Source organism: Acinetobacter sp. BZX-2 (genome assembly GCF_055179795.1).
The window spans coordinates 3598183-3620079 of the sequence record NZ_CM143686.1 but is presented as its reverse complement, the minus strand read 5'-3'; the positions used below and the strand labels follow the sequence as shown (position 1 = coordinate 3620079).

Below are 21897 nucleotides of genomic sequence, written 5' to 3'. Positions count from 1 at the left end.
AAGGTTTTAAGGTATGACGAATAATAAAAAATCTTTAATTATGATTAAAGTCGTTGATTTGTTTGGTAACCCAATTTCTAGACTAGAATATAACGTAAAAAATCAGAGAACTGGGCAGGTGATTGCTGCTGGTCCAACAAATTCAGCTGGCTGTATCGTCGAAATAAGTAGGGATAAAGGGACAGTTTTAGATGTTTATATTAAGAATATTTTTAGTGGGCAAATGAGCAAAGTTCAATCATTTGTGATGTCTAAGGATCGAATGTTAGTAAAAATCATAAGTCCCAAAGTTTTATTGGATTTAGCGACCTTATTGCATCAAGGAAATGCTGGACAGTATAAAAGGAAAACTCATATTGTAAAAAAAGGGGAAACTCTAACGTCTATTGCGGCTCAGAACTATACTACGGTAAGAGCATTAGAAAACTTAAATAGAATTGATGATCCTGATAAAATAAGTATAGGACAAGTAATAAAACTACCAGTTAATATTCCAGCGAGTGGAAATCATTCTCATCAAGAAAAAGCTAAACGAGTTGTTCCATCTAAATTATCTGCAATACCTAAGAGTACCTCTCCTACTCAAAAGGCATCTACACCTAAAGCAAACTCTGGCGTGACTATTGCCGATTATGGTAATCAGGCATTGGAGCAAGCAAATGATTTATATGAAGAGGGGAAAAAAGTATTTAATACTACTGTCGGAACGGTAACAAAAATCTTAACGGTGGATGATCGTAGTCAAGGTAGTGGTACACCAAAGGTGCGTACAACGAATCTATGTAAAACTAACCCCCAATGTATTACTAGTGGAAAAAGTGAGTTAATTAGAGAGGTTAATATACGGTTAGCTGGCTTTGGAGGAGCATTGCCAACAGATGAATTTACTGAATTAACAGCTAAATGTATTAAGCAGTTTCAAAGGGATTATATGGGAGTACCTGAAACTGGAAAGATTTGTGGAAGTGTATTAGTTGCTTTAGATAAATTTTATTATGAATATCCAATACAAGAATTTATGAAAAAGGCTGATTGCCCATGTGGTAAATGTACTGGGTATGGAAATGATAGAAGAGGTGTTAGATCTGGATTAAATACAGCAAATGAATATCCTGGGCTTCATAGGTCTTTAATATGGATATTAAAAGCATTAGATTTCTATCTTAAAAATGAATTTAAATCCAAAAATATGTCTGTTGCATATATTGAGTCAGGATATCGATGTATAACTAATAATATTCAAAAGGGCAGAACAACTGTAAATCATATGGGATTAGCCTTGGATATTCATATTAATAAAAATAGAAAAAGAACTATAGAATTACAAGATATGGAGTATATACGGAAAAGTATATTAGTTGTAAAAATGGGTGCTTCAGAACAAAGATTGGATAACAAAATTTATTTAGAACCTAAAAAGTTTAATGATGGCACTTCAGGTGCTACATCTTGGATTCACTTCGATGTAACAAAATTTTCAATGACTTATCGAAATAATATAAATTTTAAAAAAACTATTGAAGAATTAAATGGTATGCCATTTACAACCTTATTAAAGAATATAAATAAAGAATCTTTACTAAGCTGTGCAGGTATTATCCCTAAGCAACGGTCAACAGTACTTACTAATTTAACAAGTGAACTTGTTCTTTCAAATCAAGATATTATAGATATTATGAAAGTTACAGAAACAGAAGTAATTAAATTCAAAAATGAAGTAAATTTTTCACAACAAGCGGCTGGTGTTGTAGATACGATTTTAAATCGTACTAAATCAGGAGTTTGGGGTAATTCTGTAAGAAGTGTTGTTAATGCCCATAGGCAGTTTTCAAAGATTACAGGACCCAAGAGTCTGGATCCGTATGGTTCTGTGCAAAATATGCCTATGTCTGATGTGAGTCCAAGAATACGAAATTTTGTAAATAGTTATTTAATTGAGAGAGAAAAGGGTAGGCAGTCTATAATTGGTGGGCATTTGAATTATGCAAATAAATATTATTCTGATGATTATAATCGAAGAACATGGGTAAATGCCTTTCATGATCAAGCCGTTCGCGATGGTTTAATATTTGGTCATGGTAAAGCAGTTCATGCACATGGTACAGTTTCTGAATTAAGAAAGAATATCCCTAAACCATTCAAAGTTAGATTGCCAGATAATTTTAAAGGAGCTTAATATATGCCAGTTTTAAATTTTAAACTTTTGTACCTGATTTTTGTAATAGGGCTGAGTATTTCGAATGTAGCGTGTGCAAAGAATAATGCAGAACTATGTAATTCAAGCAATGTTACGAAGAGCTTGCAATGTATACAAAAAGAAAATGATGTACTCAAAAATAAATTAAAAATATTAAAAAATAATGAAAAAACTGATTATAAAGTTTGGAAGGAAAATGTTGAAAAAAAATGTGAAGGGAGAAAGACTTATACTTTAGGTGAGGGAGCAGCTTTAATAAAAGAAGAGTGTTATAGATTAGAGTACACTAATAGGCTGAAAAAAAATTATGAAAATAAAAATATAGCGGTAAAAGAAGTTAAAGAGACAAATGATGATGGCTTAGTAATTACATCATTGCCTTATAATTCTGATAATCATGTAAATTGCTTGTTAAAAAAAATAAAATGAGTTGTGGTAAGGTTAATTTAATTAATATTACCGATTTATCAAAAGTTTATAATTTTATTAATGAAAGTAATGGTGCTTCAGTAATATTTCCTGAAACAGAGGATGGGGTGATTTTGATTGCCTCTCCATCATCTTCAGATTCAGGTGGGGCATTAATTAACTTAATATCAATAAGTACCCTTGGTTTAATAAAGCAAATTTCATTAGATGCTTCAAAAAATGTATTAATTAGCAAGAATTATGAAATTTCATATACTAAAAATGGGAAGTCATTAAAAATTATTTTGAATAAAAAAGGTGAATTTATTAATAAATAGATTAAAAGGATATTTGGTATTTCTTTTTTTAACTTATTTTATTCCATTGAGGGGTTTTTATAGGCTTATTCTCAATTTAAAAATAAGGACAATGTTTATGCAAATTTTTCATATTAATTTTAAATCCTTGATGGTAGACAACTCATGAAAAATATTAAAGCTTTAATTTTACTACTTGGTCTTAATCTAATTATTTCTTCTGGATTTGCGAAAACAAACAATAGTTGGGATGATTATATGCAAGATGCAATTCAAATAAACTCACCAATAGAATTTATTGATAAATATAATAAATATACAATCGTTAGCCCTAAGAAAAAAATAAGATTGACAGATTTTGGGAATATCGAAAAAAATAAAAATGGAGTGAAATATACTTTAAAAAATTATGGTGTTCAGATTTTAAATAATGATAAGGTTTACAATGTTTTTAAAACAACAACTACTTTAAAGTCATATGTGGATTTTGATTTATTATATCATGATAAAAATATTGTAGCCTTTAGAATCCGTGATAATAGTACGGTTGATTATGTTAAGGAACCTTTTAGAAGTTTCTTGGTAGATACATATGTTTATAATTTAAATTCAAATAAATTTGCGATAATTCCAGTTTTAAATTCTGACAGTGAGTTGGATGGAAAACAATTAAACCTATTGCAAGGTGATCAATTTACATTTAATTCTAAAAAAGGAATTTATACTTATTTAGCAAATATTAAATATGCGAAAAATGGAAAGATTGGTACATTTAAAGTTGATTTAAATAATTCTTTAAAGTGTATCTCAGCAACATTAGGTTGTGAAAATGTAGGGTTATCTTCAGCAGAATTGGATAGAGCTAGTAAGTAAACTATAAGAAAGCTAATCTAGTTGATCTTACGTGATTTTTAGATAGCACATCATTATGAGTACTCATTCATGAAGAACATTTATATCTTAATTTTTATAAGCGCGTTAATTGCATGTTCAAATACGGCAGACTCAAAACAGCAGAAAATAGATGAAAAAACTATTTATGCAAATAGTGAACAGGAGTTGAATAAAAAATATTTGGATATAAAGAATTATATTCGAGATAATCAGCCTGAGCTAAAGTATTTAGTTGATAATCAGCGAGCGTGGTTAAAAAATAGAAATGTGAAGTGTCAATTTGATGGTAAAAATCCTAATGTTGAAAATTATAAGTGTTTAAGTGATAGCAATTATCTAAAAGTGCAGGATTTGAAAAAAAGCTATTTAAACTTTGATAGTTTGGAAAATAGTTTAATAAGACCTTTTAGCTATACAGATGGTATAGGGAAAAAATTAGAGGTAGGAGGCTGTTGGTGTAGCGAGAGCATGATAAAAATTTTAAAAGATAAAATATATCTATATCAAGCATGTGATGATAAATTAAAAACACCAAGAATATACAAAATTGTTGGAAAGAAAATTAGCGAATTTTCTGTAGAATATCAGATTGATACAAATAATAATGGTGTTGCAGAGTTTAATTTATCATTTGTTACAAATGGAAAAAATGTTTGGAATATTGTACCAACAGTTTTTAGAAAAGATGATTTGATAAATTTAAATTTTTCAATTAATTATACTACTGATATAGATATGAAGGTTGAAAAGCTTGATTGTTCTGATTCAGAAGAATGAGTATTGAAAGCTTAATGTTTTATTTTTTGAAAATTTATAAAAATATTAATCTGATAAGTTGGAGTAAAAATGTGAGAAGAAATTATATATGATTTTAAATAGAAAAACTGTATTCATTACACTATCAATTATTTATTCATCTTTAGCTTGGTCTAGTGAGATGTTAGTAAAAGAGAATCATAAAGTTTATTTTAAAAGTAATAATTCTAAAATCTTCCTATTTGAAGATCCGAATTATTGTTTTGATAAAGATGCTTTTTCAATAGAACATTTAACTAAAGATGAAAGAAAATATTTAGTTGTTAATTATACAGAGGATTGCAACCCAAGTGGGGAATATAAAATATTTGAAATCACTGATAAAAAGGCAGTTAACTTCTATTTCAGTTCATTATATGATCCTGAGTTCTTTTTAAATGAGGGAAAGATTGTTGAAAGATTTAAAGATGGTGCTATTAGTTATACTAAAATATATGCACTAAAAAATAATAGATATCATTTAAGTGAGGAAATAAAAACACTAGATGAGAATGTTAATCTCAGTACTACATTTAATAATGGGATGAAGAGGTTTCAGCTAAAAGATAATGAAAACAAAAAAATAGAATCATTTAGTGTCAGTGTGGATAGGTTATATTTATATAGTGACAACTTTAAAAAAAAGAAATCTTATTTTGTAAAAGGAGATATTTTGATTTTGCATGAAATTATTGAAATCAAAAAAAATTTATACATAAAAGTTGGTTATAAAGGGAATGATCAAATAGGATATGTGCTTTTAAAAGATTTGATTTAACGTATCTTCCACGTTGAAGGTCATACGTATAGGGGCTGCTTAATGGTAAGCAGAATTTTTTTATTTGTGATTGGTTTGATGTTTATCTGTGCAATCGAAGCGGTTCAGCCTAAGTCAAGTCATACAAAGTTATATTTTTCATATCACATTTGCGAAAGTTCTGGGAAGTGTAAAAGTTTTACCCCTACAAAAAATGCAGATCATTATCTTTTTAAAAAGCTTCAACCTGCGCATGATGAATTCTATATTAAAGATCATGATGGTGATTTTTATTTATATTATAAAAATATTTATAGTGAAGATGTCCAAGTTGGATGGGCCAAAGCTCAAAAGTTAACGAATAATAATGAACGTGAGTTAAATCTAGAAATTGATAAAATTAACTTAGCTTTGGGTGGAGTAAATTTTATAAAAAATGGATATGCAAATAAACAAGCTGAATCAAAAAACTTTAAATTAGGCTCGTATTATTTAGAGGATTATTATGAAGGTGCTCCATATTATCAAAAGCAGAAAATAATTTTTAAGAAAGTGGCGAATGATTTAGTTTTAGAATGCAATAGCTATCTGAATAATCCTTCAGTGAAAGATAATTTTTATGGCATGTTTTATGGAGTCTGCTCTAAAGGCAAAAAGGTTTATTTTAAGCAGATCAACTGAATGAACTCTCAAATTAATCGAAAAGTAACGTATTAAAGTCGCTATAATGCATTTTTTAATTTTTTTGTTTCAGTTATGTCATATCAAGTCTGGTTCGCTTATATGTTGGCATGCTGGGTGATTAGTATTTCACCTGGGGCAGGTGCGATTGCATCCATGTCGAGTGGTTTAAACTATGGCTTCCGCCGTGGCTATTGGAATGCGATTGGTCTGCAACTAGCATTATTAGTACAGATTGCAATCGTTGCAGCAGGCGTTGGGGTTTTATTTGCAACCACACCTTGGGCGTTCCTTGTCGTGAAATGGTTTGGGGTTTTGTATTTACTCTATCTAGCTTATGTACAATGGACAGCACCAACGCAATCGATTGATATTCAAAAAGAACAACCAACAAAGTCGATTCCAAAACTGATTGCATATGGTTTCTTGGTCAATATTAGTAATCCAAAAGCAATTGTTTTTCTTCTAGCAGTTTTACCGCAATTTTTAGATTTGTCTAAACCACAATGGATTCAATACGTGATCATGGCAATCACCATGGTGAGCATTGATTTGATCGTGATGGCAGGTTATACAGGCTTGGCTGCTAAAGTTTTAAAACTATTAAAATCACCAAAGCAACAAAAATATATGAACCGAACATTTGCCGTACTCTTTAGTTGTGCGGCGATACTTTTGAGTTTGGTACATCAATAAATATTACTGTGTGTGAAAAATGACTTGAAAATAAAATATAAGACAAAGGGAATGATTTGAATTATCTAGAATTTTATCTCTATGTGATCAGTGTCATTGTCATGATTGCGACACCGGGGCCTGTCATGATTTTAGTGGCAAGTGCAGGTTTAAAAGGTGGTTATCGTAAATCCCTACAAACAATTGTAGGAACCAATCTTGCATCATTGGTTTTGATCGCAGCTTCTATCCTCATTTTAAAAGGCATGCTGAGTGTAAATGAAACACTCTTTGTTTTGATTAAAGTTTTAGGTTGTCTCTATATTGGTTATTTGGGTTTTCAGATTTTAAAAGAGGCCTTATCTCAAGAGGATCAGCCTTTAACTACAGTGTTGTCACCTATTGAAGGGGGCTTAGTAAAAGGCTTTCTAGTGGGTATTTCAAACCCAAAAGACATCATTTTCTTTTCATCATTCTTTCCACAATTTATAGGGATTCACTCGAATATCAATATCAGCTTATTTATTCTAGTGATTGCGTGGATTATTTTAGATTTTCTAACCTTGTCTGTAGTGTATTTGTGTTTTAACAAGCTGTCTAAAAGCCGAATTTATCCAAAAATATTAGGGCTATGTGGCTGTATTCTCGTATTGATCGCTATTTATGGTTTATATATTTCAATACAGAATATGTTTTAGTATTCGGTATGGAATGAAACGCTGTATGTTTGAAAGAAGGTCGTCGTTTAAGCAGCCTTTTTCATTTTCATGACACTGAAAGTCACAGTAAAAAGTAACGACATACACAGCACAATACTTAAACCTGTCGAAATATTCAGTGCGGCACTCGACCATAAGCCCACAGTCACGCCTATTTGTGCAACGATAAACGCATTGAGAACCATCTGTTGCGGTGAGTGGGAAATTAGGCGAGAAGTTAAAGCTGGAATAACCAGTAAAGCACCCATTAACAATGATCCGACAGCACGTAATGCTAAAACGGTAAATAAAGCCAAAAGCAACATAAAAATTAAACGTTGCCATTTCGCATCAACCCCTTCACTGACTGCAATATCAGGGTCAATGGCAATCTGAATCTGCGCTTGCCAATACTTATAAAGTATCGCCAATGCACCAATAATCACTGCTGCAAAGGTCGGTAAATCAGACCATTCTATCGTGAGTAAATCACCAAACAAATAACTGAGTAATTCTGGACGTAATGCAGGTAAATGCTGAATCAGTAATAAACCAGAACACAGTAGCGTTGCTGAACATAATGCCAATAATGCATCATTGGGAAGTCGTGGATCGTGTAAAACCCACAGAATGGCAACCAATAATAGCGCAGTAAATGTCACGCCAAGCCACAGTGGTAAACTGAGTACAGCAGCGAGTGCTACACCGAGCAATGTACCGTGCGCCATGGTATCAGCAAAAAACGACATTCTACGCCATAACATTAAACAGCCTAAAGGAGCGGTCAGGAACACTAAAAGTGTGCCCATGATCCATGCTGGTAACAGTAATTCTAACCATTCCATCATGGCTTAAGCTTCCGGTTCAGGGTGAATATGTGGTCGTGAATCATGCTCGCAAGTTTTTGCTGCATCGCCATGTGCACAGTGATCATGGTGATGTTGATAAAAAGCACGTTGCGTCGCATAGGTATCGCCAAATAAGGCTTGGTATTCAGGGTGTTGCTGAATGCTATCGGGAAGACCACTACAGCAAATATGCTTATTCAAACATACGACACGTTGTGTGCCTTGCATTACCCATTGCAAATCATGTGAAACGATTAAAATAGCGCAACCATAGCGTTCAGGTAAGCTACGCACATAGCTATATAACTCAGCTTCGGATTGAATATCCAAGCCCTGCATGGGTTCATCAAGAACTAAAATGTCAGGTTGGCGTAATAAAGCACGTGCCAATAATACTCGTTGCCGTTCGCCACCTGAAAGCTGTTGTACTTTAGAGTTTTCGAGTTTGGCAATGCCTGTGTCGCGAATAATTTCTGCTTTAATCGCTTTGTCGCACTTTTCCAGATCAAGCAAGTCTTTCACACGTAAAGGTAGACTGTGTGAGGGATTGAACTTTTGTGGGACGTAGGCTAGTTTTAATTTTTTCTGGCTAATAATTTTGCCTGAGTTTGGTTTTAAAATACCCAGTAAGACTTTGATTAATGTCGATTTTCCTGCACCATTGGGGCCAATAAGCGTGACAATTTCTTTTTCTTGTAGTGAAAAATCGATATTTTTTAAAATGTCACGTTCATCGATGCGTACATTAATATGTTGCAATTGAACTAATGTGGGGTTTACACCTTGTTCGAGCACTGCTGGCATATTCCTGAAATCTCAATAATACTGTGGTGTGCTTTAAAGCCATCTGAGTTTGAAAGCTGGTCAAGTTGTTGAATCAGCCCTTGTGCAGAAGCTTCTTTGACAATATGACAACTTGAACAAATTAAAAAAGCAGCTTGATGTCCTTCACGTGGGTGACAACATGGGATATAGGCATTAATCGAGGTCAAACGGTGAATAAAACCTTTTTCCAATAGGAAATCTAAAGTTCTATACACAGTAGGTGGAGCAGCAGGGCGTTCTGAAGCGCCTTTCATTTTTGCCAGCAGGTCATAAGCACCAACAGGGCCAGTCGCATTCAAAATTAACTCAAGCACTTCTTTACGCAAAGGTGTAAGTCGCGCACCAGAGGTTGCACAAAGATTTTCTGCTTCTGATAGACGAGCTTCTACATTGAGATGGTCGTGTACACCATGTAAAGTGTCATGGTGTTCGTGTGAACAAAAGCTCATATCAGACCTCAGAACGTGTTATTTGGATAATGACAGGAATCGTGGATATTAACATGAAGCACAATCAACTTACGAATAGCATAGGCAATTTTTAACTTTTGTTATATTATAACAATAATAACATAAATTTTTCTGGTAATACATTTTCATGAATCGGATTATTGCTTTTTGTTTGTGTACACTTTTTTTTAGTGCGACATGGGCTCAAGCACCATTGGTGGTATCAACTCATCCTATTTATTTGATTGCAAAAGAAATTACTCAAGGTATTGAAGAACCTGTGCTGCTATTGGGCAATCAAACAGGTCACGATGTGCAACTCACCCCATCAAATCGTAAAACGATTATGGATGCTTCTTTGGTGATTTGGGTGGGTAAAGAGCATGAAGCGCCGCTTGAAAAAGTTTTGGGTGACAATGCAAAAGCTGTTTCTATTCTCAATTCAGGCATTATCCAAGCATTACCACTACGCAGCCCACGTGGCGTAGCACTCAAAGATACAGTGGATACCCATGTTTGGTTAGACCCAAACAATGCAGTACGTATTGGTTTTTTTGTGGCAGCATTGCGTTCACAACAATATCCTGAAAACAAAACTGCCTATTGGAATAATGCTAAAAATTTTGCCAAAGAAATGTTACTTGCCTCGCAGAAAGTCACTGGTGCAGGTGTCGCACGCCCTTACTGGGCATACCATGATGCATATCAATATTTAGAACGTTCTTTAAATTTGAAATTTGCAGGTGCATTGACAGATGACCCACATGTTGCTCCAACAGTCGCACAGATTAAATTTTTAAATGACACGCGTCCTTACAAAAAAATGTGTTTATTGGCAGAGTCGAGTGCGAACCCAAGTCAATACCGAAAATTAGGTGCAATCGCATTTCAATCGGTTGATGAAACTTTAGCAAAACAACAAGATTTTGTGGTTGCGTGGCAAACTTTGGCACAAGAAACACAAGCTTGCGTACTTAATGCACGGAAATGACGTAAAAAATAATCAACAATTGTTCATATGAAAAGCAGGCTACATTTTAAAAAATCACGACTAAGGTCGGGAAAAGATTGCATGTTCAGGGGTGTAACTCTATAATGCCTGCGATTAAAAACGATCATCAGCTAAACTTGTCAAGCATTTGTGCTGTGAGTGGGTAAAAAATGAGCCAAACTAATCGCTTGATTGACCGACGATTAGCAAAAGCTTTGGTCTATTTACAAGCGTTAATGATTCCTGTTTCAGCCTTGATAGCGTGGGTCTTGAAGGATACAACTGCGGCTCTGAGTGCGACATTAGGTGCACTTATATGTTGGCTTGCAAGTAGTTATTTTTCTTGGCAATCGTTTCGAGCAGCAGGAGCGCGTGCTTCAAAGCAAGTTCTTTCGAACATGTATAGAGGCTTGATGGGCAAATTTGCAATTGTGATCGTTGGTTTCATTTTAATTTTAAGCAATGTAAAGCCGTTATCCCCGGTTGCATTGTTTTGTGGTTTTATTCTCGTTCAAGCAATGTCGTGGGTCGCTCCTTTTTGGGTGGCACGTCAACAAAAACGAGTATAAGCGCAGCAGAAATTGAAAATTTTTTTGGGGATTAACGAGATATCATGCAGCACGCGATATTCGTTAACTCTATTTATTATTTGACATTGACCAGGTGTGATTTATGGCTGCTGAAGAACATGCCCTGACTTCGACCGAGTATATCAAGCATCACTTGACCAACATGACCTATGGCAAAATGCCAGACGGTACTTGGAAATTGGCTGAGAATGGTGCAGAAGCTCAACAGATGGGGTTCACTGCTATTCACTTGGATTCAATGGGTTGGTCAATTGGCCTTGGTTTGATTTTCTGTTTGATTTTCTGGTGTGTAGCGAAAGCTGCAAACTCTGGTGTTCCTACCAAGTTCCAGTCTGCAATCGAAATGATTATCGAGTTTGTTGACTCAAGTGTTCGTGATACGTTTCATGGTAAATCACGTTTAATTGCGCCTTTAGCCTTGACCATTTTTGTGTGGATTTTCCTCATGAATGCGATGGACTTAATCCCTGTTGACTGGATTCCTTATTTAGCTCAACAAATTGGTGCAAGTGTATTTGGTATGGATCCACACCACGTTTACTTCAAGGTTGTTCCATCTACAGACCCTAACATTACCCTAGGTATGTCGTTGTCTGTATTTGCACTTATCTTGTTCTATAGTATTCGTGAAAAAGGTATCGGCGGTTTCGTCGGTGAATTGGCACTTAACCCATTTAATCCAAGTAACCCAGTTGCAAAAGCGTTACTGATTCCAGTGAACTTAATTCTTGAATTAGTAACATTCCTTGCACGTCCAATTTCATTGGCACTCCGACTATTCGGTAACATGTATGCGGGTGAATTAATTTTCATTCTTATCGCTTTGTTACCTTTCTGGATCCAGTGGGCGTTGTCTGTGCCTTGGGCTATCTTCCACATTCTTGTTATCACGTTGCAAGCCTTCATTTTCATGATGCTTACAATCGTATACTTGAGCATGGCAAGCGAAAAACATTAATGGTATTGCCTAACTATCATCGGGTGGTTAGGTATAATTTTTTTACTTTAATTTGGTATAAACCTAACCTCTGAGGAATTATCATGGAACTCACTTTAGGTCTAGTTGCGATTGCAGCTGCTATTTTGATCGCTTTTGGTGCTTTAGGTACTGCGATTGGTTTTGGTCTTTTAGGCGGTCGCTTCCTTGAAGCTGTTGCTCGTCAACCAGAATTGGCTCCACAACTTCAAACTCGTATGTTCTTAATCGCAGGTCTTCTTGACGCTGTGCCTATGATCGGTGTTGGTATTGGCTTGTTCTTCATCTTCGCTAATCCATTTGTAGGTTAATCAGCTTAATTCCGAAATTCACTATTTGAGGAATTTGCAATGAATATCAACCTCACATTGTTTGGCCAAGCGATTGCATTTGCGATTTTCGTCGCATTCTGCATGAAGTTTGTATGGCCACCACTAATCAATGCGATTAGTGAGCGTCAGCGTAAAATTGCTGATGGCTTAAACGCTGCAGAGAAAGCGAAAGCTGATCTTGCTGATGCGCAAGCACAAGTTAAGCAAGAAATTGATGCGGCGAAAGCACAAGCGGCTCAATTGATCGAACAAGCGAACCGTCGTGCGGCACAATTGGTCGAAGAAGCGCGTACTCAAGCATCTGCTGAAGGTGAGCGTATTCGTCAACAAGCGAAAGATGCTGTTGATCAAGACATCAATTCTGCTCGTGAAGAATTACGTCAACAAGTTGCTGCTCTTGCAGTTGCTGGTGCAGAGAAAATTCTGAACCAACAAGTTGACGCAGAAGCTCATAATGCCATGCTGAATCAGCTGGCTGCTAAACTTTAAGAGAGGCGAATATGGCTGAATTCTTGACGTTGGCACGCCCATACGCTAAAGCAGCATTTGCTTATGCATCTGAGCAAAATGCAGTTGACTCTTGGTCTACTGCGTTACAATTGCTCAGTGCTGCGGTGCAAGATGAAGCATTTTCCGCTTATTTAAATCGCCCTGAGTTGACGCCTGCTGAGCAGGTTGGTCTTTTTGCGAAAGTTTTAGGTAATGAACAGACTGCGGCAGTGTCAAACTTTTTGACACTCCTTGCAGACAATGGCCGTTTGGCTTTGTTACCTGAAATTGACACAGAATACGAGCAACTCAAATCACAAAATAACAAAACTGTAGATGTTGTTATTGAGTCGGCTTTTCCGCTTGATTCAGTACAAGAACAGAAGTTGGCTCATGCGTTAGAAAAACGTTTTGACAGCGCTGTGAAAGTTACAGTTGAAGTAAATCCAGCGCTTATTGCTGGTGTTGTTATTCGTGCAGGCGACCAAGTGATAGATGATTCTGCGCTTAGCAAGCTTGAAAAAATGCGGACTCGTCTTCTTGCGTAATTATTTCTAAAAATTACTGCGTAAATGAAGACTGAACTTAAAAAAGATTGAGGTATAGCGCAATGCAACAACTGAATCCATCCGAGATCAGTGCGCTCATTAAACAGCGTATCGGCGATCTGGACACCAGCGCGACCGCTAAGAACGAAGGGACCATTGTTATGGTTTCCGACGGTATTGTGCGTATTCACGGCCTTGCTGATGCAATGTACGGTGAAATGATCGAATTCGACGGCGGCTTATACGGTATGGCACTGAACCTAGAACAGGATTCAGTGGGCGTCGTTGTTTTAGGTAACTACTTAAGCCTTCAAGAAGGTCAAAAAGCTCGTTGCACAGGTCGTGTATTAGAAGTTCCGGTTGGTCCAGAACTTTTAGGCCGTGTAGTAGATGCTTTGGGTAACCCAATTGATGGTAAAGGCCCAATTGATGCAAAATTAACTGATGCTGTTGAAAAAGTAGCACCAGGTGTAATTTGGCGTCAATCAGTGGATCAACCTGTACAAACTGGTTATAAATCAGTAGATACAATGATCCCTGTAGGTCGTGGTCAGCGTGAGTTGATCATTGGTGACCGTCAAACTGGTAAAACAGCAATGGCGATCGATGCGATCATCGCTCAGAAAAATTCTGGCATTAAATGTGTATACGTAGCAATTGGTCAAAAACAATCGACGATTGCAAACGTAGTACGCAAGCTAGAAGAAACTGGTGCTATGGCGTATACCACTGTTGTAGCAGCAGCTGCAGCCGATCCAGCAGCAATGTTGTATTTGGCTCCATATTCTGGCTGTACAATGGGCGAATACTTCCGTGACCGTGGTGAAGATGCGTTAATCATTTATGATGACTTATCTAAACAAGCGGTAGCGTATCGTCAAATTTCATTGCTTTTACGTCGTCCACCAGGTCGTGAAGCTTATCCAGGTGACGTGTTCTATCTTCATTCACGTCTACTTGAGCGTGCTTCTCGCGTATCTGCTGATTATGTTGAGCAATTCACTAAAGGTGAAGTTAAAGGCCAAACTGGTTCATTAACTGCTTTACCTATTATTGAAACTCAAGCAGGTGACGTATCTGCATTCGTACCAACCAACGTAATTTCGATTACAGATGGTCAGATCTTCCTTGAAACTTCATTGTTCAACGCAGGTATCCGTCCAGCTGTAAACGCGGGTATTTCTGTATCGCGTGTTGGTGGTTCTGCTCAGACTAAGATCATCAAAAAATTGTCTGGTGGTATCCGTACCGCTTTGGCGCAATACCGTGAATTGGCAGCATTTGCTCAGTTCGCTTCTGACCTTGATGAAGCGACTCGTAAGCAACTTGAACATGGTCAACGTGTAACTGAATTAATGAAGCAAAAACAATATGCTCCTTATTCAATTGCTGACCAAGCTGTTTCAATTTATGCATCTAACGAAGGCTATATGGCTGACGTTGAAGTGAAGAAAATCGTAGACTTTGATGCTGCGTTAATTGCTTACTTCCGTTCAGAACATGCTGCGTTAATGCAAAACATCGATGAAACTGGTGATTATAACAAAGACATCGAAGCTGCATTTAAAGCAGGTATTGAAAGCTTTAAAGCGACTCAAACTTACTAATTTCAATTTATGTTGTTGTTAGTTATGGTTTGGTTCACGGATCAACCTTCGGAAGCTCGAAAGGGCTTTCGAATACTAGGTTAAGCGTATGGCAAATTTAAAAGAAATTCGCGCCAAAGTAGCTAGTATCAAGAGCACGCAGAAAATTACTCGCGCGATGCAAATGGTAGCAGCTTCTAAGATGCGTCGTGCGCAAGAGCGCATGGCTCAGGGCCGTCCGTATGCCGAAAATATGCACCGTGTAATTGCTCATTTGGTTCAAGCGAATCCTGAATATAAACATCGTTATATGGTTGAACGCCCTGTAAAACGCGTTGGCTATATCATTGTTTCTTCAGATCGTGGCCTTGCTGGTGGTTTGAACATTAACTTGTTCAAAAAAGTGGTAAAACACGTACAACAGCAACAAGAGCAGTCAATTGAAGTTCAATTTGCTTTGATTGGTCAAAAAGCGGTTTCGTTTTTTAAAAGCTACGGCGGTAAAGTACTTGGCGCAACTACGCAAGTAGGTGACGCACCAAGTCTTGAACAGTTAACTGGTTCTGTACAGGTGATGTTAGATGCATTTGATAAAGGCGAGTTAGATCGTATTTATCTTGTATCAAACGGCTTTGTCAATGCCATGACTCAAAACCAAAAAATCGAACAACTTGTTCCTTTAGCTGCGGCTGAAACGAACGAGGGTCTAAACCGTCAGTATGGTTGGGACTATCTCTATGAACCTGAAGCTGAAGAGCTTCTAAATGGTTTATTGGTTCGTTACATCGAGTCTATGGTTTATCAAGGTGTGATTGAAAACATCGCATGTGAGCAATCTGCTCGTATGGTTGCAATGAAAGCTGCAACTGACAACGCAGGTGATCTCATCAAGAGCCTACAACTCATTTATAACAAGCTGCGTCAAGCCGCGATTACTCAGGAAATTTCTGAGATCGTTGGTGGTGCCGCTGCCGTTTAACATTATTTTGAATTGAGGAGACAGCAATGAGTAGCGGTCGTATCATTCAGATCATCGGCGCGGTTATCGACGTCGAGTTTGAACGCAACAGCGTTCCTAAGATCTATGACGCTCTCCAAGTTGACGGTACTGAAACTACTTTAGAAGTTCAGCAACAACTTGGTGATGGCGTAGTTCGTACTATTGCAATGGGTTCTACTGAAGGCCTTAAGCGTGGTTTGAACGTAACGAATACTAACGCACCAATCTCTGTACCAGTAGGTACAGCGACTTTGGGTCGTATCATGGACGTTCTTGGTCGCCCAATCGACGAAGCTGGTCCTGTTGCAACTGAAGCGCGTTTACCGATTCACCGTCAAGCACCTTCTTATGCTGAACAAGCTGCGTCTACTGACCTTTTAGAAACTGGTATTAAAGTCATCGACTTACTTTGCCCGTTTGCTAAAGGTGGTAAAGTTGGTTTATTCGGTGGTGCGGGTGTTGGTAAAACCGTAAACATGATGGAATTGATCAACAACATCGCGAAAGCTCACTCAGGTTTATCTGTGTTTGCTGGTGTTGGTGAGCGTACTCGTGAAGGTAATGACTTCTATCACGAGATGAAAGATTCTAACGTTCTAGACAAAGTAGCAATGGTCTACGGTCAGATGAATGAGCCACCAGGTAACCGTTTACGCGTAGCGTTAACTGGTTTGACGATGGCTGAGTATTTCCGTGACGAGAAAGACGAAAACGGTAAAGGCCGTGACGTTTTATTGTTCGTAGATAACATCTACCGTTATACACTAGCAGGTACTGAAGTATCAGCACTTCTAGGTCGTATGCCATCTGCAGTAGGTTACCAACCGACGCTTGCAGAAGAGATGGGTGTTCTTCAAGAACGTATTACTTCTACTAAGTCTGGTTCGATTACATCTATCCAAGCGGTATATGTACCTGCCGATGACTTAACAGATCCATCGCCTGCAACAACATTTGCTCACTTAGACGCAACTGTTGTATTGAGCCGTGATATCGCATCTTCTGGTATTTATCCAGCGATCGATCCACTTGACTCTACTTCACGTCAGTTAGATCCACTTGTCGTGGGTGCTGAGCATTACGAGATTGCTCGTTCAGTTCAAAACGTTCTTCAACGTTATAAAGAATTGAAAGACATTATCGCAATTCTTGGTATGGACGAGTTAGCAGAAGAAGATAAGTTGATTGTTTACCGTGCGCGTAAAATCCAACGTTTCTTCTCTCAACCGTTCCACGTAGCTGAAGTGTTTACTGGTGCTCCTGGTAAACTTGTACCACTTAAAGAAACAATTCGTGGCTTTAAAGGTCTTCTAGCTGGTGAATACGATCACATTCCAGAACAAGCGTTCTATATGGTTGGTGGTATTGATGAAGTGATCGCTAAAGCCGAGAAGCTTTAATTAGCAACTCTAATTTAGGAGATTCACATGTCGACTATGCAATGTGATGTTGTAAGTGTTAAAGAGTCTTTGTACTCAGGCACTGTGACAATGCTTATCGCAAAAGGTGCTGGCGGTGAATTGGGTATCATGCCTGGTCACGCTCCGTTAGTAACTTTACTCAAGCCGGGTGCAATTCGCGTTCTGCTTGAAAACGGTACAGAAGAGTTAATCTATGTATCTGGTGGTGTTCTAGAAGTTCAACCACATGTTGTTACGGTTCTTGCAGATACTGCAGTCCGTGCAGAAAACTTGGATGAAGCTGCAATTCTTGAAGCACGTAAAAATGCTGAACAATTGTTGGCAAATCAGAAGAGTGATGTGGATACTGCTGCTGCGTTGGCATCTCTATCAGAGATTTCAGCTCAGTTGGATACTATCCGTAAAATGAAGAACCGTGCTCAATAAGACATGGTTTAACATTAAAGAGACCACCCGAAAGGGTGGTTTTTTATAATGTAATATGTTGGAATTGTTAAAAACAATAAAATATCTACGAATAATAATGAATTTAATTTAAATGCAAAGATAAGTATTGACGGTGATTTAATGCTTAGTCAATTACCTGAAACTTATAGAACTATACTTAAATTTTTTAAAAATAATCTATCTATTCGTTATCACTGATATATCAAGTAGGTATTTCAGATGATGCTGTTCCTTCATTTGTTATTGAATTTGATATACCTGATGAATACATTAATCAAATGTTTAGAGATAAAGAAATGAGGGAGAGTCTATCAAAAATTAATTCAAAATCATGATTTTATAAGTACATGAGCTTTGATTAAAGCTCATCCACTTTTTTGCTGATATTTGGTAGATACAAAGTCTCTTTAGGTAACAAAGTCGTTGCTTCATTCAATTTTCCATCTAAAACCAACTGATGTACATGCTGTGCTTCTTGGGTAATGTCTGTAATATTGACAATCCAGTCCTGAATATAATGTTGAACAGCGATACCAGTTAATCCAATTTGAATCGCACGATAGTCTAAAGGGTTTAGGTATAGATTTCTCTCAGGATCCCATTGAATTCGTACAGGATGTTTATCTTTAAATTCTTGCCATGTTGTATTGTCCATATGCTCAGCTTTATGGCTTGTACAACTATGTTCTAAAGCCCAATCGAAGCCTTGCTTTGATATATCAATCGCGAGGATACTTTTTTGCCCATCATCTTTGTAGCCCCAACCACAGCGATACATCATCCATAAGTAAGATGGCTTAATCCAAGTCATACGACTTTCTTTAAAAAATGGATTATTGATGAAACCATGTTTTACCGCATGCTGTGTAAGGGCAGGATTGTATGCTTGATAAACACGTATAGTATTTTCAGTCTGAAAGGCACGTATTTGTTTAAAATTATTCATTTTTCTCCAATAAAAATTGTGTTTTTATAAATTGCTATTTTTAGCAAGATGCTTAAGTTCTTTTTTTGCATCCTGGCTTATTCTATGTGAAATTTAATTAATAGGCAATATGCCACTTTAAAATTCATCATAAAGGCATGCGATTTAATGATTCATTTGCTAAAGTCGAATTTTCAATTCATTGTTAAATTTATATATTAAAGCTTCATATTTAGAATAAATCACTATGATCCTCATCGAACAACAACCCCATTTTTGGGAACTCTACCAAAATCAAGATCATTACTACTTGAGTATCGCTGTAGACATGAGTTCAGTTGTATCATGTTGGGATATAGCCTTATCTGAAATAGAAATTCAGAATTATCAGAATCATGGACGTATTGCAATCGAAGAACTTGCAAACTCAATTGTAGCTGAAACCTACCGCGGGGACTTTTCCAACTTGGAAGCAAGGAAAGTTTCTGAGCAAATTCAGCAAGAGCTTCAAGCCGCATATAAAATTTGGTGTACTCAACAGCAATAAAAGGCATCTAGTCAGATGTTACATGAATGGAAAAATCGTTATTTTCAATCAGTTTTACGGTAAAAAGCGTATTAAAACCCTCTATGATATTGGGGATTTCCAATTTATAAAAAGTCGCTTTAACTCCTTTTTCGGGAATATTGGCTTTACCTTCACGTTGCGCATTACGTTGTAAAGTACTGTCTAAATCTGTTTCAAAATAATAAGAAACCACTTCAAAGCCATACTCTTTTGCACGTTGGATATATCGAGCGCGGTCAGATCGAGTCATGTTGGTATTATCAATCACGATTTTTGTTTTAGATGCCAAAGCTGCCTCAAAAAGGATATTTTCACGATGACGTGTTTTCAACATATCGAGGTTGATGCGTAAATGGCTGTGATAGAAGTGCTGTTGGTAAAATGTCGATTTTCCCGAAGCTTGAACGCCTGTAAAAATAATGAGTTGCATGAGCGACTACAAAAAATGATCATTTCTGCATTAAAACATGGCATCTGCTTTGCTACAATTCATTCATTGCCATAAAAATGAATACATTTAAAAGAAAAGTAAAATGAAGAATTATCCTAAAATATTATTTTTATTGCCTATTTTTATCTGTATAGCTGCTTGTCAACCGAATCAGTTTGTGACTACACCCAACGCTCCGACTGAAGCGAGTTTGGTTGCAGATTCTGTGGAAAATGGCTTAGAAACAGAACTCAATATCGACTATATCGTTGCATTTAAAAACTTGAAAATGGCTTATAGCAGATGTGTGGCATTCACTGGTGAGCAAGATTTTGTATTTACTGACAGTAAATTAGAAACTGACTTGGAAATGGGGACTTTGTTTGCGCGCACAGAAGGTGGGGCGTATTTGTCTAAAACACTGGTTGAATCAGTCGGAAAGGATAAAACCCGTTTAACTTTATTTTTACCATCCAGCTATAAGTTTGCGAGAACACGTCTAAAGCAGGATATTAAACGTGCCCTTGGGCAAGATTCACAATGTAATATTGCTCAGCCAATATGAACACTGAGCATTTAGTTTAAATTTTAGATTAACTTTGTGACGACTTATCATTCTCAGAGGTCGGAATCATCATTCCTGCAAGTTTTAACATGTCGGTTTGGATATTATCCATCTGTTGTTGGATTTTCTTAAAATCAACTTTCGAAATATCCAAGTCGCCATTTAAAAGTGATGAATTTAAAACTTGTTTATTGGCTTGAAGGACTTGCTGGCGAATACCATCAATTTCCTGACTCTTTAAATCTAGTGAAATCAGGGCTGTATTGAAACCTTGTAGCTCACGTGTCAAAGTCTGAACTGTGTTTTGCAATTCTGCTTGGTCTTTGGTTTCGATAGCTTGCTGTAAATCTGATTGAGCCTGTTGAAGCTTTTCAACATAGTTACCCGTTTTAAGCTGAACATTGGCAACATCCCGTGCGATATAGAACATATTGCCTTGTTTTAAATCTTCAACGTTTTTTTGCTGAGATTCATTTGAATGATTACGCTCTGAATGTATTGTTTCAGATTGCGAAGTTTGCTGTTCTTGTTGTGACGGTGGCGCAGCTTGATCGCATCCTAAAAGTAGAATGCCAGAAGTAAAAATAACAAAAGGTAAAACAGCACCTTGTAAAAGCTTTTTCATCATCATCCAAAATTAAATTGATTTGGTATTTGGCTAATATAGAGTGAAAAAGTGGAGAGATTGAGGATTGTTGCAAAGCATATACAGTTTGTAACTGTAATCGGCTTATTTCAGGACGGGGCAGCATGATGAAACAAAAAGAGTGCCATGAATAGCACTCTTTTTAGAATCGGAGGGGATTTATTTATTGAGTTCTGCTTCAATTGCAGATGTGATTCGTGGGTCATCAGCAGTGATATCTGGTGCAAAACGCGCAACAACTTCACCATTTTTATTGATTAAGAATTTCTCAAAGTTCCAAAGTACTTCTGGTTTTGGATTTGGCGTTAAACCATAGTCGACAAGGTCTTTCCACCAAGGACCTTCACCAATGCGCTCTGGAATTGCATGAATTAAAGTCTCGTAAAGTGGATGCTTATCATCACCAGCAACTGAAATCTTCGCGAAAAGTGGGAAATCCACATTATAAGTTAAAGAGCAAAATTGCTGAATTTCATCATTTGTACCTGGTTCTTGTGCAAGGAAGTTATTTGCAGGGAAACCTAGAATTTCTAAACCTTGATCCTTTTTGTCTTGATACAGTTTTTCAAGCCCTTCGTATTGTGGTGTTAAGCCACATTTTGAAGCGACATTGACAATGAGTAGAACCTTGCCTTGATATTGATTTAAAGTGCTGCTTTCACCTTTGATGGTATTTACAGGAATATCGTAAACCGTATTGCTCATGTTGCTGTCCTAATACTTTAAATAATGAATGTGGTGTGAGTGTTGTAATAGTTATGTTTTAACGATAATCCTGAAAAACAGCAAGTTGCATTTGTATATCTCAAGTAATAAAAAAGCAGATCATGTGATCTGCT

28 protein-coding genes are annotated in these 21897 nt (G+C 36.7%); 21 read left to right on the top strand and 7 right to left on the bottom strand.

What is annotated here, in order from left to right; all coding sequences use genetic code 11:
• Nucleotides 1–13 precede the first annotated feature (13 nt).
• The 9 genes from ACY45D_RS17065 to ACY45D_RS17025 all read left to right on the top strand — a co-directional run bounded on the left by ACY45D_RS17065 (nucleotide 14) and on the right by ACY45D_RS17025 (nucleotide 7422).
• Complete coding sequence (locus ACY45D_RS17065) at nucleotides 14–2176, top strand: M23 family metallopeptidase (RefSeq protein WP_463107769.1); 2163 nt, start codon at nucleotides 14–16, stop codon at nucleotides 2174–2176.
• A 3-nt stretch (nucleotides 2177–2179) separates the two neighbouring features.
• Nucleotides 2180–2626: a hypothetical protein gene (locus ACY45D_RS17060; protein ID WP_463107768.1), complete on the top strand. Its 447-nt coding sequence runs from the start codon at nucleotides 2180–2182 to the stop codon at nucleotides 2624–2626.
• The gene (locus ACY45D_RS17055) at nucleotides 2623–2943 is read left to right on the top strand and encodes a hypothetical protein (RefSeq protein ID WP_463107767.1); all 321 of its coding nucleotides are present in this window, start codon (nucleotides 2623–2625) and stop codon (nucleotides 2941–2943) included. The genes ACY45D_RS17060 and ACY45D_RS17055 overlap by 4 nt, the downstream gene beginning before the upstream one ends.
• A 144-nt stretch (nucleotides 2944–3087) precedes the next feature.
• The gene (locus tag ACY45D_RS17050) at nucleotides 3088–3795 is read left to right on the top strand and encodes a hypothetical protein (RefSeq protein ID WP_463107766.1); all 708 of its coding nucleotides are present in this window, start codon (nucleotides 3088–3090) and stop codon (nucleotides 3793–3795) included.
• 69 nt (nucleotides 3796–3864) lie between these two features.
• Nucleotides 3865–4593: a lysozyme inhibitor LprI family protein gene (locus ACY45D_RS17045; RefSeq protein WP_463107765.1), complete on the top strand. Its 729-nt coding sequence runs from the start codon at nucleotides 3865–3867 to the stop codon at nucleotides 4591–4593.
• A gap of 88 nt (nucleotides 4594–4681) precedes the next feature.
• Nucleotides 4682–5389 (top strand): hypothetical protein, encoded by a 708-nt coding sequence (locus tag ACY45D_RS17040; RefSeq protein ID WP_463107764.1) that lies wholly within the window; start codon nucleotides 4682–4684, stop codon nucleotides 5387–5389.
• Nucleotides 5390–5431: 42 nt separating this feature from the next.
• Nucleotides 5432–6049 (top strand): hypothetical protein, encoded by a 618-nt coding sequence (locus ACY45D_RS17035; protein ID WP_463107763.1) that lies wholly within the window; start codon nucleotides 5432–5434, stop codon nucleotides 6047–6049.
• A 75-nt stretch (nucleotides 6050–6124) separates the two neighbouring features.
• Nucleotides 6125–6745: a LysE family transporter gene (locus tag ACY45D_RS17030; RefSeq protein WP_463107762.1), complete on the top strand. Its 621-nt coding sequence runs from the start codon at nucleotides 6125–6127 to the stop codon at nucleotides 6743–6745.
• A 56-nt stretch (nucleotides 6746–6801) separates the two neighbouring features.
• Nucleotides 6802–7422: a LysE family translocator gene (locus ACY45D_RS17025; RefSeq protein WP_463107761.1), complete on the top strand. Its 621-nt coding sequence runs from the start codon at nucleotides 6802–6804 to the stop codon at nucleotides 7420–7422.
• A 47-nt stretch (nucleotides 7423–7469) separates the two neighbouring features.
• On the opposite strand, the gene znuB is transcribed toward ACY45D_RS17025, so the two are convergent.
• The 3 genes from znuB to ACY45D_RS17010 are packed head-to-tail and all read right to left on the bottom strand — an operon-like array spanning nucleotide 7470 to nucleotide 9544.
• Nucleotides 7470–8270, bottom strand: a complete 801-nt coding sequence (gene znuB, locus ACY45D_RS17020) for a zinc ABC transporter permease subunit ZnuB (protein WP_463107760.1) — start codon at nucleotides 8268–8270, stop codon at nucleotides 7470–7472.
• A 3-nt stretch (nucleotides 8271–8273) separates the two neighbouring features.
• Nucleotides 8274–9074 carry a zinc ABC transporter ATP-binding protein ZnuC gene (gene znuC, locus ACY45D_RS17015; RefSeq protein ID WP_463107759.1) on the bottom strand — a complete coding sequence of 267 codons (801 nt, stop codon included), beginning with the start codon at nucleotides 9072–9074 and terminating at the stop codon, nucleotides 8274–8276.
• Nucleotides 9047–9544 carry a transcriptional repressor gene (locus tag ACY45D_RS17010; RefSeq protein WP_463107758.1) on the bottom strand — a complete coding sequence of 166 codons (498 nt, stop codon included), beginning with the start codon at nucleotides 9542–9544 and terminating at the stop codon, nucleotides 9047–9049. Before ACY45D_RS17010 ends, znuC begins: the two co-directional genes overlap by 28 nt.
• A gap of 148 nt (nucleotides 9545–9692) precedes the next feature.
• Here ACY45D_RS17010 and ACY45D_RS17005 point away from each other — a divergent pair, with 148 nt between their 5' ends.
• From ACY45D_RS17005 to ACY45D_RS16960, 10 genes are all read left to right on the top strand, one after another.
• On the top strand, nucleotides 9693–10535 hold the full coding sequence (locus tag ACY45D_RS17005; protein ID WP_463107757.1) for a metal ABC transporter solute-binding protein, Zn/Mn family: 843 nt from the start codon (nucleotides 9693–9695) through the stop codon (nucleotides 10533–10535).
• Between the two features lie 170 nt (nucleotides 10536–10705).
• Nucleotides 10706–11104, top strand: coding sequence for an ATP synthase subunit I (locus tag ACY45D_RS17000; RefSeq protein ID WP_463107756.1), 399 nt, complete (start codon nucleotides 10706–10708; stop codon nucleotides 11102–11104).
• Between the two features lie 103 nt (nucleotides 11105–11207).
• The gene (atpB, locus tag ACY45D_RS16995) at nucleotides 11208–12083 is read left to right on the top strand and encodes a F0F1 ATP synthase subunit A (RefSeq protein WP_004831991.1); all 876 of its coding nucleotides are present in this window, start codon (nucleotides 11208–11210) and stop codon (nucleotides 12081–12083) included.
• Between the two features lie 83 nt (nucleotides 12084–12166).
• Nucleotides 12167–12412 (top strand): F0F1 ATP synthase subunit C, encoded by a 246-nt coding sequence (gene atpE / locus ACY45D_RS16990; RefSeq protein ID WP_089606191.1) that lies wholly within the window; start codon nucleotides 12167–12169, stop codon nucleotides 12410–12412.
• A 39-nt stretch (nucleotides 12413–12451) separates the two neighbouring features.
• Nucleotides 12452–12922 carry a F0F1 ATP synthase subunit B gene (locus ACY45D_RS16985; RefSeq protein ID WP_004723424.1) on the top strand — a complete coding sequence of 157 codons (471 nt, stop codon included), beginning with the start codon at nucleotides 12452–12454 and terminating at the stop codon, nucleotides 12920–12922.
• Nucleotides 12923–12933: 11 nt separating this feature from the next.
• The gene (locus ACY45D_RS16980; RefSeq protein WP_463107755.1) at nucleotides 12934–13470 is read left to right on the top strand and encodes a F0F1 ATP synthase subunit delta; all 537 of its coding nucleotides are present in this window, start codon (nucleotides 12934–12936) and stop codon (nucleotides 13468–13470) included.
• A 62-nt stretch (nucleotides 13471–13532) separates the two neighbouring features.
• Nucleotides 13533–15077 carry a F0F1 ATP synthase subunit alpha gene (atpA, locus tag ACY45D_RS16975; RefSeq protein ID WP_463107754.1) on the top strand — a complete coding sequence of 515 codons (1545 nt, stop codon included), beginning with the start codon at nucleotides 13533–13535 and terminating at the stop codon, nucleotides 15075–15077.
• An 88-nt stretch (nucleotides 15078–15165) separates the two neighbouring features.
• Nucleotides 15166–16035 (top strand): F0F1 ATP synthase subunit gamma, encoded by an 870-nt coding sequence (atpG, locus tag ACY45D_RS16970; RefSeq protein ID WP_089606188.1) that lies wholly within the window; start codon nucleotides 15166–15168, stop codon nucleotides 16033–16035.
• Between the two features lie 26 nt (nucleotides 16036–16061).
• Nucleotides 16062–17456 carry a F0F1 ATP synthase subunit beta gene (gene atpD, locus ACY45D_RS16965; RefSeq protein WP_463107753.1) on the top strand — a complete coding sequence of 465 codons (1395 nt, stop codon included), beginning with the start codon at nucleotides 16062–16064 and terminating at the stop codon, nucleotides 17454–17456.
• Nucleotides 17457–17483: 27 nt separating this feature from the next.
• Nucleotides 17484–17903, top strand: coding sequence for a F0F1 ATP synthase subunit epsilon (locus ACY45D_RS16960; RefSeq protein ID WP_010117199.1), 420 nt, complete (start codon nucleotides 17484–17486; stop codon nucleotides 17901–17903).
• 379 nt (nucleotides 17904–18282) lie between these two features.
• Here ACY45D_RS16960 and ACY45D_RS16955 read toward each other — a convergent pair whose 3' ends face one another.
• The gene (locus tag ACY45D_RS16955) at nucleotides 18283–18870 is read right to left on the bottom strand and encodes a DUF4291 domain-containing protein (RefSeq protein ID WP_463107752.1); all 588 of its coding nucleotides are present in this window, start codon (nucleotides 18868–18870) and stop codon (nucleotides 18283–18285) included.
• 226 nt (nucleotides 18871–19096) lie between these two features.
• On the opposite strand from ACY45D_RS16955, the gene ACY45D_RS16950 reads away from it, so the two are divergent.
• A complete protein-coding gene (locus ACY45D_RS16950; protein ID WP_463107751.1) occupies nucleotides 19097–19396 on the top strand; it encodes a hypothetical protein in 300 nt (99 codons plus the stop codon).
• A gap of 7 nt (nucleotides 19397–19403) precedes the next feature.
• On the opposite strand, the gene ACY45D_RS16945 is transcribed toward ACY45D_RS16950, so the two are convergent.
• Nucleotides 19404–19847, bottom strand: a complete 444-nt coding sequence (locus ACY45D_RS16945; protein ID WP_463107750.1) for an AAA family ATPase — start codon at nucleotides 19845–19847, stop codon at nucleotides 19404–19406.
• A gap of 103 nt (nucleotides 19848–19950) precedes the next feature.
• Between ACY45D_RS16945 and ACY45D_RS16940 the strand changes: the two genes are divergently transcribed.
• Nucleotides 19951–20412, top strand: coding sequence for a hypothetical protein (locus ACY45D_RS16940; protein ID WP_463107749.1), 462 nt, complete (start codon nucleotides 19951–19953; stop codon nucleotides 20410–20412).
• A gap of 28 nt (nucleotides 20413–20440) precedes the next feature.
• On the opposite strand, the gene ACY45D_RS16935 is transcribed toward ACY45D_RS16940, so the two are convergent.
• A complete protein-coding gene (locus ACY45D_RS16935) occupies nucleotides 20441–21037 on the bottom strand; it encodes a hypothetical protein (protein WP_463107748.1) in 597 nt (198 codons plus the stop codon).
• Between the two features lie 180 nt (nucleotides 21038–21217).
• Entirely contained in the window at nucleotides 21218–21763 is a 546-nt protein-coding gene (locus ACY45D_RS16930) for a glutathione peroxidase (RefSeq protein WP_463107747.1), read from the bottom strand.
• Nucleotides 21764–21897: the final 134 nt, after the last annotated feature.

Coding starts and splice junctions, on each gene's coding strand:
- ACY45D_RS17065 (WP_463107769.1), top strand. CDS start 14: ATGACGAATAATAAAAAATCTTTAATTATGATTAAAGTCGTTGATTTG.
- ACY45D_RS17060 (WP_463107768.1), top strand. CDS start 2,180: ATGCCAGTTTTAAATTTTAAACTTTTGTACCTGATTTTTGTAATAGGG.
- ACY45D_RS17055 (WP_463107767.1), top strand. CDS start 2,623: ATGAGTTGTGGTAAGGTTAATTTAATTAATATTACCGATTTATCAAAA.
- ACY45D_RS17050 (WP_463107766.1), top strand. CDS start 3,088: ATGAAAAATATTAAAGCTTTAATTTTACTACTTGGTCTTAATCTAATT.
- ACY45D_RS17045 (WP_463107765.1), top strand. CDS start 3,865: ATGAAGAACATTTATATCTTAATTTTTATAAGCGCGTTAATTGCATGT.
- ACY45D_RS17040 (WP_463107764.1), top strand. CDS start 4,682: ATGATTTTAAATAGAAAAACTGTATTCATTACACTATCAATTATTTAT.
- ACY45D_RS17035 (WP_463107763.1), top strand. CDS start 5,432: ATGGTAAGCAGAATTTTTTTATTTGTGATTGGTTTGATGTTTATCTGT.
- ACY45D_RS17030 (WP_463107762.1), top strand. CDS start 6,125: ATGTCATATCAAGTCTGGTTCGCTTATATGTTGGCATGCTGGGTGATT.
- znuB (WP_463107760.1), bottom strand. CDS start 8,270: ATGATGGAATGGTTAGAATTACTGTTACCAGCATGGATCATGGGCACA.
- znuC (WP_463107759.1), bottom strand. CDS start 9,074: ATGCCAGCAGTGCTCGAACAAGGTGTAAACCCCACATTAGTTCAATTG.
- ACY45D_RS17010 (WP_463107758.1), bottom strand. CDS start 9,544: ATGAGCTTTTGTTCACACGAACACCATGACACTTTACATGGTGTACAC.
- ACY45D_RS17005 (WP_463107757.1), top strand. CDS start 9,693: ATGAATCGGATTATTGCTTTTTGTTTGTGTACACTTTTTTTTAGTGCG.
- ACY45D_RS17000 (WP_463107756.1), top strand. CDS start 10,706: ATGAGCCAAACTAATCGCTTGATTGACCGACGATTAGCAAAAGCTTTG.
- atpB (WP_004831991.1), top strand. CDS start 11,208: ATGGCTGCTGAAGAACATGCCCTGACTTCGACCGAGTATATCAAGCAT.
- atpE (WP_089606191.1), top strand. CDS start 12,167: ATGGAACTCACTTTAGGTCTAGTTGCGATTGCAGCTGCTATTTTGATC.
- ACY45D_RS16985 (WP_004723424.1), top strand. CDS start 12,452: ATGAATATCAACCTCACATTGTTTGGCCAAGCGATTGCATTTGCGATT.
- ACY45D_RS16980 (WP_463107755.1), top strand. CDS start 12,934: ATGGCTGAATTCTTGACGTTGGCACGCCCATACGCTAAAGCAGCATTT.
- atpA (WP_463107754.1), top strand. CDS start 13,533: ATGCAACAACTGAATCCATCCGAGATCAGTGCGCTCATTAAACAGCGT.
- atpG (WP_089606188.1), top strand. CDS start 15,166: ATGGCAAATTTAAAAGAAATTCGCGCCAAAGTAGCTAGTATCAAGAGC.
- atpD (WP_463107753.1), top strand. CDS start 16,062: ATGAGTAGCGGTCGTATCATTCAGATCATCGGCGCGGTTATCGACGTC.
- ACY45D_RS16960 (WP_010117199.1), top strand. CDS start 17,484: ATGTCGACTATGCAATGTGATGTTGTAAGTGTTAAAGAGTCTTTGTAC.
- ACY45D_RS16955 (WP_463107752.1), bottom strand. CDS start 18,870: ATGAATAATTTTAAACAAATACGTGCCTTTCAGACTGAAAATACTATA.
- ACY45D_RS16950 (WP_463107751.1), top strand. CDS start 19,097: ATGATCCTCATCGAACAACAACCCCATTTTTGGGAACTCTACCAAAAT.
- ACY45D_RS16945 (WP_463107750.1), bottom strand. CDS start 19,847: ATGCAACTCATTATTTTTACAGGCGTTCAAGCTTCGGGAAAATCGACA.
- ACY45D_RS16940 (WP_463107749.1), top strand. CDS start 19,951: ATGAAGAATTATCCTAAAATATTATTTTTATTGCCTATTTTTATCTGT.
- ACY45D_RS16935 (WP_463107748.1), bottom strand. CDS start 21,037: ATGAAAAAGCTTTTACAAGGTGCTGTTTTACCTTTTGTTATTTTTACT.
- ACY45D_RS16930 (WP_463107747.1), bottom strand. CDS start 21,763: ATGAGCAATACGGTTTACGATATTCCTGTAAATACCATCAAAGGTGAA.